Raw genomic sequence first — 15960 nt, forward strand, 5'->3', positions numbered from 1 at the left:
GCCCAGGGGCAGCTGGGGCCCGCCTGGGTTCTCGCGGATGCCTGCGAAAGCGCCGAAACGGCGACCGTGGGCGCCTGCGGCGCAGAAGCGTGTGGTCGGGACCGCGGGCGGTCCCGACCACTTCTGTTCAGCGCTGCTCGGGTGCGCCGTTCAGGCGGTCAGCGCTGCTTCGGTGCGCCGTCCAGTGCGCCGTGCAGGGCTTCGGCGAAGGCGCGGGGATGGGTCCCGAAGCCCACGTGGTCACCCGGGAAGGCGACCGGCTCCGTGCCCAGGCGCCGGACCAGCGCGAGCCCGATGTCGTGGATGGGCTGCCCGGCGGAGGCGTCGCCCAGGCCCACCGTCACCGGGACACGGCCCTCCCGCAACGCCTCCACGTCGGGCTGGTACAGCGACAGCGGCATCAGCCCGTGGGCCAGGAAGTACGCGAAGTTGCCGCTGACCCGCTCGAAGGTCTCGGGGTCCTCGTGCATGGGTCCCTCCGTCGCCGCGCCCTCCGGTTCCCGCCCGCCCTCCTCCTGCGTTCCCCCGGCCTCCTCGCCCAGGCCGTTCATCGCCATGAACTTGCCGATCGCCGCCTCCACGCCCTCGCGCTGGTAGGTGTCGTAGACGTCCTGGTCGCGGGCGAGCACCTCGGAGGGGTCGTCGAGCAGCATGAGGCAGGGCGGCTCGTGCGCGAGCAGCGCGCGCACCGACCCGGGGTGGCGCACGGCCATGTCGAGCCCGATCTGGGCGCCCGCGCTGTTGCCGAACACGTAGGCCGGGCCCGCGCCCATTTCTGCGATCAGGCGCGCGGCGTCGTCGCTGTGCACCTCCACCCGCTGGTCCTCGGGCTCGCCGTCCAGCGTGCTGCGCGAGTTGCCGCGGGGGTCGTAGGCCACCGTCGTGTAGCGGTCGGACAGGTGCTCGGCCAGGGCGGTGTAGACGCCCGCGTCCTGTGGGCCGCCGGGGATCATCAACAGCACGGGGCCCGAACCGCGGACCTCGTAGTGGATCCTCGCGCCCGGAACCTTCAGCGTGTGCGCTCCCGGTGAGTGGTGCGAGTGGTGCGACATGTCTGCGTCTCCCTGCCTTTTCCGTGTCCGGCGGTCAGCTGTCGCTGAGCACCATGCGGTTGCCCTCGCTGTCGCGGAACTCGGCGGCCGTGACCCCCGGCTGCCACATCGCCTCCTGCGGTTCGGTGACGATCTCCACGCCCTCGGCGCGCAGGGCCTCGACCGTGCCCTCGACGTCCTCCGTCACCAGGACCATGACCGGCTCGGCGGACGGGTCCTCGTCCGCGCGGCGCTGGAAGTGCAGGTGGGTCCGCGAGCCGGGGAAGCCGAGCTCGATCCACCGCCACCCGTCGTCGGACATGGGCGCGTCGGTCACCACGGTGCAGCCGAGGCGGTCGGTGTAGAAGGCCTTGGCCCGCTCCTGGTCGAAGACGGGGAGTTCGGCGAACTTGACGTACATGTGGCTTCTCGTTCCCTCTGACGCGCTACCGCGTTCGGACCGGTTTCAAACTGGACCGTCCAGTACCGCATTTGCTGTGAAACTAGACCGTACAGTACCCATAAGACAAAAGGGCCGAAACGAAGCCCGGGACGACGAAGACGAGGTGTTGAACAGCGTGAACCCGCCAGCGGAGGAGGGGCTGAGCCGATCGGCCCGCAAGCGCCGGGCCATCCTGGGCGCTGCGGAGGAGGTCTTCCTCAGGGGCGGTTACCTCGGGACGAACATGGACGAGATCGCCGCGCTGTCGGAGGTGTCGAAGCAGACGGTCTACAAGCACTTCGGCAGCAAGGAGGGGCTGTTCGTCGAGATCGTCACCAGCATGACCTCGGGTGCGGGGGACGTGGTGCGCGACGAGACGCCCGAGCCCGACCGGGTCGAGGACGTGGAGGCCTACCTGCGGGACTACGCGCGCCGCCAGCTCACGGTGGTGCTCACGCCGCGGTTGATGCGGTTGAGGCGGATGGTGATCGGTGAGGTCGCGCGGTTCCCGGAGCTGGCGCGGGTGCTGTACGAGTGCGGGCCGCAGAGGGCGATCGCCGGGCTCGCTGAGAGCTTCGCCCGGTTGGGGGAGAGGGGGCTGCTGGCGGTGGGGGACCCCCTGCGGGCGGCGTCCCACTTCAACTGGCTGGTGATGTCGGAGCCGGTGAACCGGGCGATGCTGCTGGGGGACGAGGCCATTCCGGCGGAGGCGGAATTGTGCCAGCATGCGGAGGAGGGAGTGCGGGTGTTCCTCGCGGCGTATGGGGTTGACGGTCGTTAGGGGAGTTGTGGGGCGTTTGGGTTTTATGGGGTCGGTGTCTGTTTTTCGGGAAGTTGGAAAAACAGGCGCTTGCCACTGGTAAGTTCGCAGGTGGTTGACTGTGCTCCCCGCGCACGCGGGGATGGTCCCTCCGCGAACGAGATGCTCATGGGCGGCGGGATGTGCTCCCCGCGCACGCGGGGATGGTCCCCTCCAAGCTCTGACCCAGCTCACGCCTGAAGTGCTCCCCGCGCACGCGGGGATGGTCCCGACGACGGGGTCGCTGCTGCTGGCCAGGGTGGGTGCTCCCCGCGCACGCGGGGATGGTCCGATCCTCCTGCCGCCGCCCTGGGACGCGATGAGGTGCTCCCCGCGCACGCGGGGATGGTCCCTCTTCTCGGGTCATTGCACTTTCTCCTGTTCTGTGCTCCCCGCGCACGCGGGGATGGTCCCAGGACGGAGCGCGGGTGCGCCTGGTGTGCGGGGTGCTCCCCGCGCACGCGGGGATGGCCCCCGATCGCACCAGCGGCAGCTACCTCCTTCGTCACCCCAGGCCCGGCACACCCGCTCACATCCGGTCAGACGAAGTACCGCGCCTGGAGGCGAAACAGCTCGGCGTAGAGCCCACCGGCCCGGCTCAACGTGTCGTGGGTGCCGGTCTCCACGACCCGGCCGCCGTCCAGGACCACGATGAGATCAGCCGCCCGGGCGGTCGTGAAGCGGTGCGTGACAAGGACGGTCACACCGCCCTCCTGGCGGCCCAGGTCGGCGTACTGCTGGAACAGCCGCTCCTCAGCCCGTGCGTCGAGGCTGGCGGTGGGCTCGTCCATGATCCGCAGCAGCGGCGCCCGCCGCATCGCCGCACGGGCGTTGGCGACCGTCTGCCACTGGCCCCCGGACAGCCCCTCGCCGTCCCACGACCCGCGCCCGAGCCGGGTGTCCAGGCCCCCGGGCAGCGAGGCGAGGAGCCCGTCCCCGCCGACCGTCCGCAGCGCCTCGATGACCCGCTCAGGGTCGTCGCGATGCTCGATCCGCCCCAGCCCGACCGCGTCCCGCAGGGACATCTCGATGCGCACCGGGTCCTGGAAGGCCGCCGTGATCCGGGCGCGCCACTCTTCCGGGGCGAACCGCGCGAGATCGGTCCCGTCCACCAGGACGCGCCCCTCACCGGGCTGGTAGAGGCCGCTGAGCATCTTGACCAGCGTCGACTTGCCCGCGCCGTTCTCGCCGACCAGCGCCACCACGGTGCCAGCCGGGAGTTCGAGGTCGATGCCGCTCAGCGCGGGCTGATCGCGGTTCCAGTACCGGAAACCCAGACCCTCCACCCTGATGCCGCTCTCCAGCCGGGCGGGCACCGCCACCGGCGTGGTCGGCATGAGGGCCGCCCGCTCCGCGGTGCCCTCCTCCACCACGTCGAGGAACGCCCGGGTCGCCCGAAGCGACTCCAGCGACCAGAAGGACAGGTTCAGCAGGCTCTGCACCTGGCCGGTGATCTGGCTGCTGACGGCGACGGCCGCGACGATGAGGCCGAGCGGGGCGTCGCCGGACAGCCCGGCCCGCACCATCAGGGCGACGGCGGTCGCGTACGCCAGCACGAAGAGCAGCCAGGCCAGCGCGACCGGTACCCGGGCCAGCCGATCGGTCCGGGTGATGTCCCGGCCTCCGGCGTCCCACTCCTCGCGGTGCCTGCGCCGCAGTTCACCCGCCAGCCCGAAGAGGCGGGTCTCGCGGCCGGGTGCGGCCGTCGTGGCGAGCGTGAACAGGTGACCGGCCAACCGGGTCCGGGGCGTGGCACGCTCCACGGCCCGACCGCGCTTCCTGTCCGCCGCTCGGGTGGCCAGCACCGCGGGGACGGCGAAAAGCGGCAGCAGGGCCAGGACGGGGACGACCGAGGCCATCAGGGCGGCCGAGGTGATCAGGGCCAGCGCGGCTCCGGCCAGCCACATCAGCCGGTCGAAGCCCGGGCCGATCTCGCCCCGTGCACCGCGGACCACCGCCGCCCTGTCGGAGCGGCTCGAACGCTCGTGGACCTCCAACGTCGGCGTCGTGCCGACCACGTCGATGAACCGGCGCTCGACCTCGTTCTGGATCTCCTCCTGTAGGCGCAGGCGGGTGAAGTAACCGGCGATGAAGGTGCCCTGGGTGAGCATGACGAAGACCGCCACACATAGCGCGAGCACCACCAGGCCGCTGGCCGAGCCTCCGCTCGCCACTTCGCTGAACAGTCCGATCGCCACCGCGAGGCCGATCCCGGTGGCCTGTTCGAGAAGCGCCACCGCCACCACGATCAGGGAACGGAACCGGTCGGTGCGGTATCCGGTCGTGAGGACGAAGCGCAGGGCGCTGATCACGATGACGCCTCCTCGAAACGCTTCGCCTGCAGGTGGAACAGCTCGGCGTAGCGGCCGCCGGCACTGATCAGGTCCTCGTGCCTGCCGTCCTCGACGATCCGGCCCTGATCGAGCACGACCACCCGCTCCGCCTTGCGCACGGTCGCGAACCGGTGGGAGATCGCGACGGTCGTGGCCCCCGCGGTGAGCTCGTGGAACGTGTCGTAGAGCCGGGCCTCGGCGCGGGCGTCCAGGCTCGCGGCCGGCTCGTCCATGATCAGGAGCCGTGCGCCGTGCCGCAGGCCGAACAGCGCCCGGGCGATGGCGATGCGCTGCCACTCGCCGCCCGACGCGTCGACCCCGCCCGTGTACCCGCTGGACATCACCGTGTCCCAGCCGTGCGGAAGCCCCTCGACGAACTCCAGCAGTCCGGCCTGCCGCGCCACTTCCCGCAGGCCCTCCTCGTCGTCCGCGTGAGCCAGGGAGCCGAAGGCGATGTTGTCCCGCACGGTCAGCTCGTAGCGGCCGAAGTCCTGGAAGACGGCGACCACCTGACGCTGCCAGCTCCGGCGGTTGGCGTCCTCGACCGTGGTCCCACCGACGCGCAGACGACCCCCGCTCGGAGCGTCCAGACCGGCGAGGAGCCGGGCCAGCGTCGTCTTGCCGGCTCCGTTGAGGCCGACGACGGCGAGCGACTGACCCGCGGGAATGTCGAGGTCGATGCCGTGCAGCACGTCGCCCGCGGCTCCGCCGTAGCGGAAGCGCAGCCCCTCACAGGAGACGGTCGCGACCGGCTCCGCCCAGCGAGCGGTGTCCGGCCCGCCCGGCGGTGCCACGACCGGGAAGGCCAACGCCTCGGCGGCCGCCTTGGAGCCGAAGCTGGTGCGCAGGTCGTCCTCGTCCGTCCGGAGCACCTGGAGAAGGGCCAGGAGGGCGAGGCCGCCGAGCGCCAGGTCGCCCACCGTCGTGCCTCCGGTGGCGGCCCGGTACGCCAGGTAGTAGAGGACCGAGGCGACCGTGAGGCCGGTGACCACGACGATCACGACGACGAACACGCGGTGCTCGCGCCGCCGCCTCCAGACCTCCGCCATGTTCACGCGCCACTCCGAGTGGTAGGCGTCGCGGAAGAAGGCCGTGAGGCCGAAGAGGCGCACTTCCCGGGCCGCGCCCGGCGTGGTCGGCACGTCCCGCAGGTAGGAGGTGCGGCGCAGCTTCTCCGTCTGGTTCGCAGTCTCGATGACAGCGATCCGGTAGTTGCGGACCAGCCGGGAGTGGAGCACGACGAAGACGGCGAAGACGATGAGCCCCAACCCCCAGGTGACCTGGGTGAGCAGAACCGCGGATCCCACACCGGTCACCCACAGCGAGGCCTTGGCCGAGAGGCCGAAGACCGCCGCCCCGGGCGGCATGTCGATGGTCCCCTCGCCCCGCGCACGCCCGATCCGGTCGAGGTAGGCCGGGTCCTCCAGGTGGCCGATGGTCGTCGGCTCCGAGGCGGCCGCCATCACGCGCTCCCTCAGTCGGCCGGTGACCCGGCGGCCCAGGGCCCGTCCCAGAGCCGTGCGCGCCGACTCGGCGATGTGGGTGAGGAGGAACAGTACGACGATGAGGGCGACCCAGCGGTAGCACTCCCGTGCCGCCGGGGTGTCCAACCCCTGGCCGATGGCCGAGGTGAGCCCGTCCACCAGTCCGCCGATGCCGATGGTGATGCCGACCGGGGCCGCACCGGCGAGGACGGCCAGCGCTGTGGTCAGGGTGGCCGTGCCCGGTGCGACGGAGAAGGAGTACCGGACCAGGGAGGGAAGCACCCACCGCGTCGCCGGGGGAGGCAGCGCCGTCGGGGGAGACAGGCGGCTCGTGTCGGCGCTCACGCCTGCTCCCCGTCGTCGGGGTTACGGGCGATCGTGCCCCGGACCTGGGTGCCTGCCATCTTTCCTCCTGGTCGACCGCGGGTACCTCTTTCGGAGCCGCTCCCGGGAAACTCACGGCCCGCGAGCGGCGGAAATCCTGTCGCCGACCCTGCGGGCTCCTCGCGTTTCCCGCCCGGACCCGGGAGAGCTGTGACAGCCCCCGCCGGAATACCGGTCCGGCTCGGCGAGGAGCACGCTACGGGGGAAACCGCTCGGGGCGCGACGGGTTTTTCCCGGCGGTTGTCCGGAGCGTGGTGTGCCGGCGTTTTCCACCTCGCTCGGCGCCTTCGACGACCCGGGTTTTGCTGTTCCAGCAAAGTTTCGTGACGCTCCCCTTGGTGCGAGTGCACCATCGCGGTACGCACCCCTGCGACGTGGTGATCACCGGTGACGGCCCGGCGGAGCTGGGCGCGGGGCTGACCCTGTGCCGTGCACCCGTGCACCCGTGCACCCGTGCACCCGTTCACCCCGAGCCGGAGGCGCAAGCCGCCGAGCACGTGCTCGGTGAACACCGACACGGCTCCACGCCCTGAAGAGACGTGAACCCGGACATGCCGATGAGCCCGCGATCCGACCCGGAGCGCGGACAGGAAGGAGCCCCGTGACCGAGCATCGCCCGCAACTCACGGAGGAAGAAGCAGCCGCCATGTTCGAGCCCGAGGGCTGGGACGAGAGGTACGCCGGTCAGGAGAGGTTCTGGACCGGAAACCCCAACCCGCAGCTCGTCGCGGCGGCGACCGGGCTGACCCCCGGTACCGCGCTCGACGTCGGCTGCGGTGAGGGCGGCGACGTGGTCTGGCTGGCCCGACAGGGATGGACGGTCACCGGAGCGGACTTCTCCGCCAACGGTCTGGCGCGGGCCGCCCGGCGCGCGGAGCAGGCCGGAGTCGCCGACCGGGTCGAGTGGTGGAGGGTCGACGCACGGACCATCGCGGCGGACGGGCGGTCGTACGACCTGGTGACCAGCCACTACCTGCACGCGCCGGACGGCGGGATGGTGGACGTGACCCGCCTGCTGGCTCACGCCGTCGCGCCCGGCGGACACCTCCTCGTCGTCGGCCACACGCCGTCCGAGGAGTTCGCCCATATGACCGAGAAGCAGCGCAGGGCCATGTTCCTCGCCGAAGAGCTCCTGCCCGGTCTGCCGGACGACTTCGAGGCCCTCGTGGTGGAACAGCGGCCCCGGAAGCTGACCCGTGAGGGAACCGCCGTGGACGCCCACGACTCCACGCTGTTCGCCCGCCGTCGACGCTGAGAGCGACCGGCACGAGGCGTCTTGATGGGGGCCGACGGTCCCGGGAGCACCTTTGACGGGGCGTTTTCGGGACCTGTTGTCTGCGGGAGCTTCGGGACCGCGGTATCCCCTTCTGTTGGTTGGTGATGTCGGAACCGATGAGCCGGGTTATGTTGCTGTGGGACAAGGTGGTCTCGGGGCGTGTGGCCTGGTGGCGATTGAGGGGTTTTGTTGCTTATGGGGTTTTGGTGGTGCATGTCTGTTTTTCAGGAAGTTGGAAATTCGACTGCTTGCCATTGGTAAGTTCGCAGGTCGTTGACTGTGCTCCCCGCGCACGCGGGGATGGTCCCAAGGCCACCCACTGCTGGCAGGACCCGCGCACGTGCTCCCCGCGCACGCGGGGATGGTCCCCAGTCCAACAACGTCACGGACGCCCCGTACTTGTGCTCCCCGCGCACGCGGGGATGGTCCCGCCATCAACGCCGCCGCCCGCTCCGGTGGTATGTGCTCCCCGCGCACGCGGGGATGGTCCCAAGAAGTTGCGCGGGCGCTGGTCCGGACTGGTGTGCTCCCCGCGCACGCGGGGATGGTCCCCGGTGCGTGACCGGTGCGCCCAGATGGTCGACGTGCTCCCCGCGCACGCGGGGATGGTCCCGGTCACCCTCGGCCCGGCATTACGGGCCATCCGTGCTCCCCGCGCACGCGGGGATGGTCCCCCAGGCCGCCGACCCTCGCGCGGCCCGCCACGGTGCTCCCCGCGCACGCGGGGATGGTCCTCACCACCCGAGACCGCTTGGCCATCGGGACCGGTGCTCCCCGCGCACGCGGGGATGGTCCGCGGGTCCGAGGTCGGCGGGCGGGCGGTCCTCGGTGCTCCCCGCGCACGCGAGGATGGTCCCGGCACGGCACCCTGGACCGCCGCTGCGTCATCGTGCTCCCCGCGCACGCGGGGATGGTCCCGGGAAGCCCACCGGCACCGTCCGCAAGGTCGCGTGCTCCCCGCGCACGCGGGGATGGTCCCTACTTCCCCACCGGCACCGCGCCGCCGCCCGCCTCCGCGCGGGCCCTGGCGGCCTCCGCGCTCCGGCTGCCCTACCAGTTCACCTTCCCCAAGGAACTGGACCGCGCCATCACCGAACTCGAAACCGACCTCGTCCTCGCCTGGCAGACCAAGGACGCCCACTGGATCGCCGAGGAACTCATCCTCTTCCTGGACGAGGACGACCGCGCCGAACTCACCGGATTCCGACTGCACTACACCCCGACCGACGGACTGGAGGTCCACCGTGCCGACTGACGCCTCCGGGCCAACACCACCCCCACCGCGACCCGCGCCCCCGCCGACGCTCCCGCCCTCCTTCGACCTGACCAGCCGACCCTGGGTTCCCGTCCAGCGGCTCGACGGGACGGAGGCCGAACTCTCCCTGACCGGGGTCTTCGAGCAGGCCGCGCGGATCCGGCGCCTGGTCGGGGACGTGCCCACCCAGGACTTCGCCCTCCTGCGGCTGCTCCTGGCGATCCTGCACGACGCGATCGACGGCCCGGAGGACATCGAGGACTGGGCGGACCTGTGGGACGAGGGTCGGGGAGAACTCCCCGCGGACCGCGTCCGCGACTACCTCGGCGAGCACCGCGACCGCCTCGACCTGCTGCACCCGACCGCGCCCTTCCTCCAGGTGGCGGACCTGCGCACGGCCAAGGGCGAGTACTCCTCCCTCGACCCGATCGTGGCCGACGTCCCCAACAACGCACGCTTCTTCACCATGCGCGCGCACGGGGCCGAAAGTCTGGGCTTCGCCGAGGCCGCCCGCTGGCTCCTGCACGCCCACGCCTACGACACCTCCGGGATCAAGTCCGGAGTGGTCGGCGACCCCCGGGTCAAGGGCGGCAAGGTCTACCCGCAGGGGGTGGGGTGGTCCGGGAACCTCGGCGGGATCCACATGGAGGGCGACGACCTGCGCGCGACCCTCCTGCTCAACCTGCTGCCCCGCGACACCGACAACCTGCGTTCGCGCCCCGACGACCGCCCGGCCTGGCGCCGGGCCCCGGCCACCGCCGAGGCACTCGGGGGAGCGGAGGCCCAGACCCGCCCCCACGGCCTGCGCGACCTCTACACCTGGCAGAGCCGACGCGTTCGGCTGCACCACGACGGTGAAAGCGTCCACGGGGTCCTGCTCGCCTACGGTGACCCGCTCACCCCGCGCAACAAGCACGACCGCGAGCCCATGACCGCCTGGCGGCGCAGTCCCGCACAGGAGAAGAAGCTCGGTGAGGAGCAGGTCTACCTGCCCCGGGACCACGACCCCGCCCGCAGCGCCTGGCGCGGCCTCGCCGCCCTGGTCACCGGCCGCGTCCGGGGCGCCGAACAGCGCCGTGAGGCCGCGAAGATCGTGCGCCCCCGGGTACTGGACTGGATCGCGCGCCTGACCGTGGAGGAGTACCTGGACAAGGGCTTCCTTCTCCGCGCGCGCCTGGTCGGCGCCGTCTACGGCACTCAGCAGTCCGTCATCGACGAGATCGTGGACGACACCGTCGCCATGCCCGTGGTCCTGCTGCACGATCAGGACCGCGCCCTGGGCCAGACCGCGGTCGACGCGGTCAACGACGCCGAGGAGGCGGTCATGGTCCTCGGGGACCTGGCCACCGCCCTGGCCGAGGCGGCGGGCGCGGAGACCGAGGCCCCCCGGGCCGCCGCCCGCGACCGGGGCTTCGCGGAGCTGGACGAGCCCTTCCGCAAGTGGCTGCGCGACCTGCGCCCCTCAGAGGACCCCCTCTACCCGGACGAGCAGCGCCGCGTCTGGCAGCTCAGGGCACACCGGATCGTGTCCCAGCTCGGCGCCGAACTCATGGACACGGCAGGGGAGGCCGCCTGGACGGGCCGGGTCGTGGCCACCAAGAACGGCTCGGTCTGGCTCACCGCCTCCCGGGCCGACCTGCGCTTCCGCTCCGCCCTGCGCAGGGCGCTCCCGCTCACCAACACCGACCACTCCACGGAGGAAGAGCAGTGACCACCACGAGCACCGCCGAGTTCGTGCCCGGGCTCAAGGACGTCGGTGCGCTGGTCGACGAACGCGTCCGCCAGCTCCAGGGCGGCTACCTCAAGGACCTCCCCGAAGCCGTCGCCACCCTGGCCAAGCTGCGCCGGGGCGCGGGCAAGCCCATCGAGGCCGTACCGGAGCTGGTGGGGCTGACGCTGGACCACCGCTTCTACGAGCGCTTCTCCGTCGCCGACCCCCGCATCGAGGACGCCGAGGCCGCCGCGCACGAGGCGCTGACCCTCTACGCCCTGCACCAGCAGTCCAAGCGCGAGAGGGGCATGCACCGGCGCGGACGCGACCTCGGCGGGGCCGTCCGCCGACTCATGCCCACCGGGGACATCGACGAGCCGTTGCGCAGGAGGTTCGTGCAGGCGGGGAGCGCCGTGCACCACGCCACCCGCCTCGACCGGCTCCGGGGGATCGTCCAGCTCCTGCGCGCCGAGGACGTCCCGCTCGACTACGGACTCCTGGCCGACCAGCTCCACGACGCCCGCACCCGCCCCGGGGCCGAACACGTGCGCCGGGCCTGGGGGCGCGGCTTCCAGGCCTACCGGCACTCGGAGGGCACCGACGCGGGCGGTATCGACACGGGCGGCACCGAGGCCGACGACGCCACCGGCCACCAGGGCCGCCAGGGCACGGAGACCGCGACCGGCGCCTCCGACTGACAAGGCCCCCACCGCCACCGGAGCCCTTTCCGGGGCCCGGCACCACCAGCCCGCTTCGTCCCCGCCCTGCCCGGGTGCGCCCGCGGGCGGGCACCGACAAGACAAGGACACACCATGAGCCGCACCATTCTCGACGTGCACGTGTTGCAGACCGTGCCGCCCAGCAACCTCAACCGCGACGACACCGGCGCACCCAAGACGGCCGTCTACGGCGGCGTGCGCCGCTCCCGGGTCTCCAGCCAGGCCTGGAAGCGCGCCACCCGCCTGGCCTTCGACGCCCTGCTCGACCCCCGGGAGCTGGGCACCCGCACCAAGCGCGTCGCCGAGCTGGTCGCCTCCCGCATCCGTGACCTGGACACCTCCATCGAGGAGGCCGAGGCGCTGACCCTGGCCGCCGAGACCGTCCAGGTCGCCACCGGCTCCAGGATCGAGGTGCCCAAGCGCAAGGCCGACGCGGCCAAGAAGAACGGCACCAAGGAACCCGCTCCCGAGTCCGCCTACCTGATGTTCCTCAGCGCCCGCCAGCGCGACGGACTGGCCGCACTCGCCGTGGAGGGCCGTGAGGACATCAAGGCCTTCCTCAAGGAGAAGGAGAACAAGGCGCGCGCCAAGGCGGTCGCCGACACCCGCCACTCGGTGGACATCGCCCTGTTCGGCCGCATGGTCGCCGACGGCGCCGACGTCAACGTGGACGCCGCCGCCCAGGTCGCGCACGCCCTCAGCGTGCACGCCGTGGAGAACGAGTCCGACTACTACACGGCCGTGGACGACCGCAACCCCGAGGAGGAGACCGGCGCGGGCATGATCGGCACCGTCGAGTTCAACTCCGCCACCCTGTACCGCTACGCCGCCGTGGACGTGGACCTGCTCCGCAGGAACCTGGGGGAGGGGCTGCGCGAGGACGAGCCGGTCACCGAACCGCTGCGCCGGGCCGTGGAGGCGTTCGTGCGCGGGTTCGTGGAGTCGATGCCCACCGGCAAGGTGAACACCTTCGGCAACCACACCCTGCCCGACGCGGTCGTGGTCAAGCTGCGCGGCGCGCGCCCGATCAGCTTCGTGGGGGCCTTCGAGGAGCCGGTGGAGGCGGGCGCGGGGCACGTGGCCCAGGCCAGCGCGCGCCTGGCCGAGTACGTGCCGCAGGTGGAGCGGGCGTTCGGGGCGGCCGACGACGTCGACACCTGGGTGGTGCGGGTGGGGGAGCGCACCGCCAAGCTCTCCGGCCTGGGCGAGGAGGTCACCCTCCCCGAACTGGTCGAGCGGGTCGGCGCGGCCGTCGCCCAGCGCCAGGCGCCGCGGGCATGAGTGCGGTGAGCGTCCTGCCCCTGGTTCTGGCGGGCCCGCTCCAGGCCTGGGGCTCCGCCTCCCGGTTCGCCCGCCGGGGCACGGAGAACGCCCCCACCAAGAGCGGTGTGCTCGGGCTGCTCGCCGCCGCCCTGGGCCGGGACCGCACCGCCGACCTGTCCGACCTGGCGGCGCTGCGCTTCGGCGTGCGGGTGGACCAGCCCGGAATCCGCGTGCGCGACTACCAGACCGCCAAGCACCTGGACACGGACACGTCCATGCCGGTGTCGGAGCGCTTCTACCTGTCCGACGCCGTGTTCGTCGCGGCCGTGGAGGGCCCCGAGGGCCTGGTCGCCGAGCTGTACCGGGCGGTCCGCGACCCCGTCTACCTGCCCTACCTCGGCAGGCGTTCGTGCCCGCCCTCCCGCCCCGTCGACCTGGGCGAACCCGTGGCGGGCACCGTTGAGGAGGTGCTGGGTGACCAGCCCTGGCAGGCGGCCCCCTGGTACTGGCGGCGCACGGGGCGCCGCCAGGACGCACAGATCCCGCTGACCACGCTGGTGGACGCGGCGCCCGGGGACGGCCGGGCGGACTCGCTGCGCGACCTGCCGCTGAGCTTCGATCCGGCGCACCGCCGCTACGCCCTGCGCGCGGTGCGCTCCGGTTCGGTCGACGCGCCGAATCCGTTCGCGCGGCGCCGGCCGGTCCCCGACCACGACCCCATGGCCGCCCTGGGAGGAAGCTGATGTACCTCACCCGATTCCGGTTCAACACCCACCGCCCCGGAGCGAGGAAGCTGCTGTCCTCGCCGCAGGCCCTGCACGCGGCCGTGATGGGCTCCTACGCCGACCTGCTGCCCAGCGATACCGGCGGCCCCCGGGTGCTGTGGCGGGTGGACCGCAACGCCCGCGCGGAGGTGTTCCTGTACGTGGTGGGCCCGAACCGGCCCGACCTGACCCACGTGGTGGAACAGGCGGGGTGGCCGACCGATCCCGCGAACACGTGGCAGACGCACGAGTACAGCGGGTTCCTGAAGAGGCTGGAGGCCGGGCAGACGTGGGCGTTCCGGCTCACCGCCAACCCCGTGCACAGCATCCGCCGCAAGGACGGCGAGCCCACCAAGCTCACCGCGCACGTCACCCCACGCCACCAGGCGGGATGGCTGCTCCAGCGGCAGGAGCGGTGCGGCTTCGAGATCGTGCGCAAGGACGCTGAGCAGCAGCTCCTTCCGGGCCAGGACGAGCACGAACTGGTCGTGCACGACCGCGACGCGCGCGGCTTCGACAAGGCGGATCCGCGTCCGGACCGGCGGGGCAAGCGGATGAAGGTGCCTGTGGTCACCGCGACCTTCGACGGCAGGCTGACCGTCACCGATCCCGACGCGCTGCGCCGCACGCTGTGCGCCGGACTGGGCCGGGCCAAGGCCTACGGCTGCGGGCTGATGACCCTGGCGCCGGTGGGCTGAACCGTGGGGACCGTGGGAAGGCGCAGGACCTCGGGGCCGCGTGAGCTGACGAGGGTGGGTGAGCGGCTGTCGTTCCTGTACTTGGAGCGGTGCGTCGTGCACCGCGACTCCAACGCCATCACCGCCGAGGACGGGGACGGGACGCGCTACCTGCCGTCCGCGACCATCGGCACGCTGCTGCTGGGCCCGGGGACGAACGTGACCCACTCGGCGATGAGCCTGCTCGGCGAGTGCGGGGCGACGGTGGTGTGGGTGGGGGAGCACGGGGTGCGCTACTACGCGGCCGGGCGCGCGCTGACGCGGTCCTCCCGGTTGGTGGAGGCGCAGGCGACGGCGTGGGCGAACCGGCGGAGCAGGCTCGACGTGGCGCGGGCGATGTACCGGATGCGCTTCCCGGACCTGGACGTGGAGGCGCTGAGCCGTCAGGCGCTGCTGGGCAAGGAGGGCGACCGGGTCAAGGCGTGTTACCGGGAGCAGGCGGCGCGGACCGGTGTGACCTGGCGCGGGAGGAGGTACGTGCCGGGCGACCACGACGTCTCGGACCCGCCGAACAAGGCCATCACCGCGGCGGCGCAGTGCTTCTACGGGGTCGCGCACGCGGTGACGGCCGCGCTCGGGTGCAGTCCGGGACTGGGGTTCGTGCACTCGGGGCACGAGCGCGGATTCGTGATGGACGTGGCCGATCTGTACAAGGTGGAGATCGGGATCCCCGTGGCCTTCGACGCGGCGGCGCAGGGGGACGAGGACGTGGACGGGGTGACGCGCAGGCTGCTGCGGGACCGGATCAACGAGGAGGGGCTGCTGGAGCGGTGCGTGCGCGACATCAAGGCTCTGTTGCTCGGTGAAGGATCGGTTGGGGCTCAGGGCGAGGCCGAGGATGCGGGCGAGAGCGCGAACGACGACGTGGCGGACACGGTCGGCCTGGTGGGCGACCGGGGTGAGCTGCTGGAGTCGGGTTACAGCTATGCCGACGAGGTGGTCTGGTGACGGTCGTCGTGCTCACGAACTGTCCGGCCGGGCTGCGCGGGTTCCTGACCCGGTGGCTCATGGAGATATCGGCGGGGGTGTTCATCGGCAACCCTTCGCGCCGGATCCGGGAGGCGCTGTGGGCGGAGGTGAAGGAGTACGCGGGGAACGGGAGGGCGTTGCTGGCGTACAGCGACGACTCCGAGCAGGGCTTCACCTTCCAGACCTTCGAGCGTCACTGGGAGCCGGTGGACCATGAAGGGCTCACCTTGATGCATCGCCCCAAGAAGGTGCAGGAGGAGAACAGAAGGCCTCCGAAGAGCGGGTGGAGCAAGGCGTCGAAGAGGCGGCGCTTTGGTGGGAGGTGAGTTGTTTTGGGTGCTTTGATGGATTGTGGTGCGGGTGTCCGTCTCTGAAGAAGTTGGAAAAACGGCCGCTTGCCACTGGTAAGTTCGCAGGTCGTTGACTGTGCTCCCCGCGCACGCGGGGATGGTCCCCCCTCGGGGGCGCTCTCCAGCTTCGCCACGCGCGCGGTGCTCCCCGCGCACGCGGGGATGGTCCCAAAACCCTTACTCAGCAGGGGTTTAGGCGTACAGTGCTCCCCGCGCACGCGGGGATGGTCCCCAGCGTCGTCGACCCCAGGCTGACGGAGGTCTGTGCTCCCCGCGCACGCGGGGATGGTCCCCCTGCGGTTGCGGGGTTGTCCGCGAGCGGGAGGTGCTCCCCGCGCACGCGGGGATGGTCCCCCGGACCGCCACGTTATCCCGTGGGCCGAGCTGTGCTCCCCGCGCACGCGGGGATGGTCCCTGGCCGTTCGAGGGTGAGCGCGTTTACC

General features: G+C 71.9%; 15 protein-coding genes and 3 CRISPR repeat arrays (1 of these 18 running past the window's edge). Of the genes, 11 read left to right on the top strand and 4 right to left on the bottom strand.

What is annotated here, in order from left to right; genetic code table 11:
- Nucleotides 1-158 precede the first annotated feature (158 nt).
- Entirely contained in the window at nucleotides 159-1052 is an 894-nt protein-coding gene (locus NDAS_RS06360) for an alpha/beta fold hydrolase (RefSeq protein WP_013152320.1), read from the bottom strand.
- A gap of 34 nt (nucleotides 1053-1086) precedes the next feature.
- On the bottom strand, nucleotides 1087-1452 hold the full coding sequence (locus NDAS_RS06365; protein ID WP_013152321.1) for a VOC family protein: 366 nt from the start codon (nucleotides 1450-1452) through the stop codon (nucleotides 1087-1089).
- A gap of 157 nt (nucleotides 1453-1609) precedes the next feature.
- Between NDAS_RS06365 and NDAS_RS06370 the strand changes: the two genes are divergently transcribed.
- Nucleotides 1610-2254, top strand: coding sequence for a TetR/AcrR family transcriptional regulator (locus tag NDAS_RS06370; RefSeq protein ID WP_013152322.1), 645 nt, complete (start codon nucleotides 1610-1612; stop codon nucleotides 2252-2254).
- A gap of 100 nt (nucleotides 2255-2354) precedes the next feature.
- A CRISPR array of direct repeats spans nucleotides 2355-2747; the repeat unit is 29 nt; unit sequence GTGCTCCCCGCGCACGCGGGGATGGTCCC.
- A 64-nt stretch (nucleotides 2748-2811) separates the two neighbouring features.
- On the opposite strand, the gene NDAS_RS06375 is transcribed toward NDAS_RS06370, so the two are convergent.
- A complete protein-coding gene (locus NDAS_RS06375) occupies nucleotides 2812-4584 on the bottom strand; it encodes an ABC transporter ATP-binding protein (RefSeq protein ID WP_013152323.1) in 1773 nt (590 codons plus the stop codon).
- Nucleotides 4581-6434, bottom strand: coding sequence for an ABC transporter ATP-binding protein (locus tag NDAS_RS06380; RefSeq protein ID WP_013152324.1), 1854 nt, complete (start codon nucleotides 6432-6434; stop codon nucleotides 4581-4583). The genes NDAS_RS06375 and NDAS_RS06380 overlap by 4 nt, the downstream gene beginning before the upstream one ends.
- 377 nt (nucleotides 6435-6811) lie before the next feature.
- Between NDAS_RS06380 and NDAS_RS28490 the strand changes: the two genes are divergently transcribed.
- The 10 genes from NDAS_RS28490 (at nucleotide 6812) to cas2e (ending at nucleotide 15493) form a co-directional block, all read left to right on the top strand.
- On the top strand, nucleotides 6812-7006 hold the full coding sequence (locus NDAS_RS28490) for a hypothetical protein (protein WP_126625053.1): 195 nt from the start codon (nucleotides 6812-6814) through the stop codon (nucleotides 7004-7006).
- Nucleotides 7007-7074: 68 nt separating this feature from the next.
- Nucleotides 7075-7728, top strand: a complete 654-nt coding sequence (locus NDAS_RS06385; RefSeq protein WP_013152325.1) for an SAM-dependent methyltransferase — start codon at nucleotides 7075-7077, stop codon at nucleotides 7726-7728.
- Between the two features lie 300 nt (nucleotides 7729-8028).
- Nucleotides 8029-8728: a CRISPR direct-repeat array (repeat unit 29 nt; unit sequence GTGCTCCCCGCGCACGCGGGGATGGTCCC).
- A gap of 45 nt (nucleotides 8729-8773) precedes the next feature.
- Nucleotides 8774-9004, top strand: a complete 231-nt coding sequence (locus NDAS_RS27820; protein ID WP_376739910.1) for a hypothetical protein — start codon at nucleotides 8774-8776, stop codon at nucleotides 9002-9004.
- Nucleotides 8994-10715, top strand: coding sequence for a type I-E CRISPR-associated protein Cse1/CasA (casA, locus tag NDAS_RS06395; RefSeq protein ID WP_013152326.1), 1722 nt, complete (start codon nucleotides 8994-8996; stop codon nucleotides 10713-10715). Before NDAS_RS27820 ends, casA begins: the two co-directional genes overlap by 11 nt.
- Nucleotides 10712-11413 (top strand): type I-E CRISPR-associated protein Cse2/CasB, encoded by a 702-nt coding sequence (gene casB, locus NDAS_RS06400; RefSeq protein ID WP_013152327.1) that lies wholly within the window; start codon nucleotides 10712-10714, stop codon nucleotides 11411-11413. Before casA ends, casB begins: the two co-directional genes overlap by 4 nt.
- A 114-nt stretch (nucleotides 11414-11527) precedes the next feature.
- Entirely contained in the window at nucleotides 11528-12715 is a 1188-nt protein-coding gene (cas7e, locus tag NDAS_RS06405; RefSeq protein ID WP_013152328.1) for a type I-E CRISPR-associated protein Cas7/Cse4/CasC, read from the top strand.
- Entirely contained in the window at nucleotides 12712-13440 is a 729-nt protein-coding gene (cas5e, locus tag NDAS_RS28495) for a type I-E CRISPR-associated protein Cas5/CasD (RefSeq protein WP_013152329.1), read from the top strand. Before cas7e ends, cas5e begins: the two co-directional genes overlap by 4 nt.
- The gene (cas6e, locus tag NDAS_RS28500; protein ID WP_013152330.1) at nucleotides 13440-14159 is read left to right on the top strand and encodes a type I-E CRISPR-associated protein Cas6/Cse3/CasE; all 720 of its coding nucleotides are present in this window, start codon (nucleotides 13440-13442) and stop codon (nucleotides 14157-14159) included. Before cas5e ends, cas6e begins: the two co-directional genes overlap by 1 nt.
- 3 nt (nucleotides 14160-14162) lie before the next feature.
- Nucleotides 14163-15146, top strand: a complete 984-nt coding sequence (cas1e, locus tag NDAS_RS06420; protein WP_013152331.1) for a type I-E CRISPR-associated endonuclease Cas1e — start codon at nucleotides 14163-14165, stop codon at nucleotides 15144-15146.
- Entirely contained in the window at nucleotides 15143-15493 is a 351-nt protein-coding gene (gene cas2e / locus NDAS_RS06425) for a type I-E CRISPR-associated endoribonuclease Cas2e (protein ID WP_013152332.1), read from the top strand. Before cas1e ends, cas2e begins: the two co-directional genes overlap by 4 nt.
- A 100-nt stretch (nucleotides 15494-15593) precedes the next feature.
- Nucleotides 15594-15960: direct repeats of the CRISPR family, unit length 29 nt; unit sequence GTGCTCCCCGCGCACGCGGGGATGGTCCC; it runs 278 nt beyond the window's last position.

The sequence above is a fragment of the Nocardiopsis dassonvillei subsp. dassonvillei DSM 43111 genome, from assembly GCF_000092985.1.
In the GTDB taxonomy this organism is placed as follows: Bacteria; Actinomycetota; Actinomycetes; order Streptosporangiales; family Streptosporangiaceae; genus Nocardiopsis; species Nocardiopsis dassonvillei.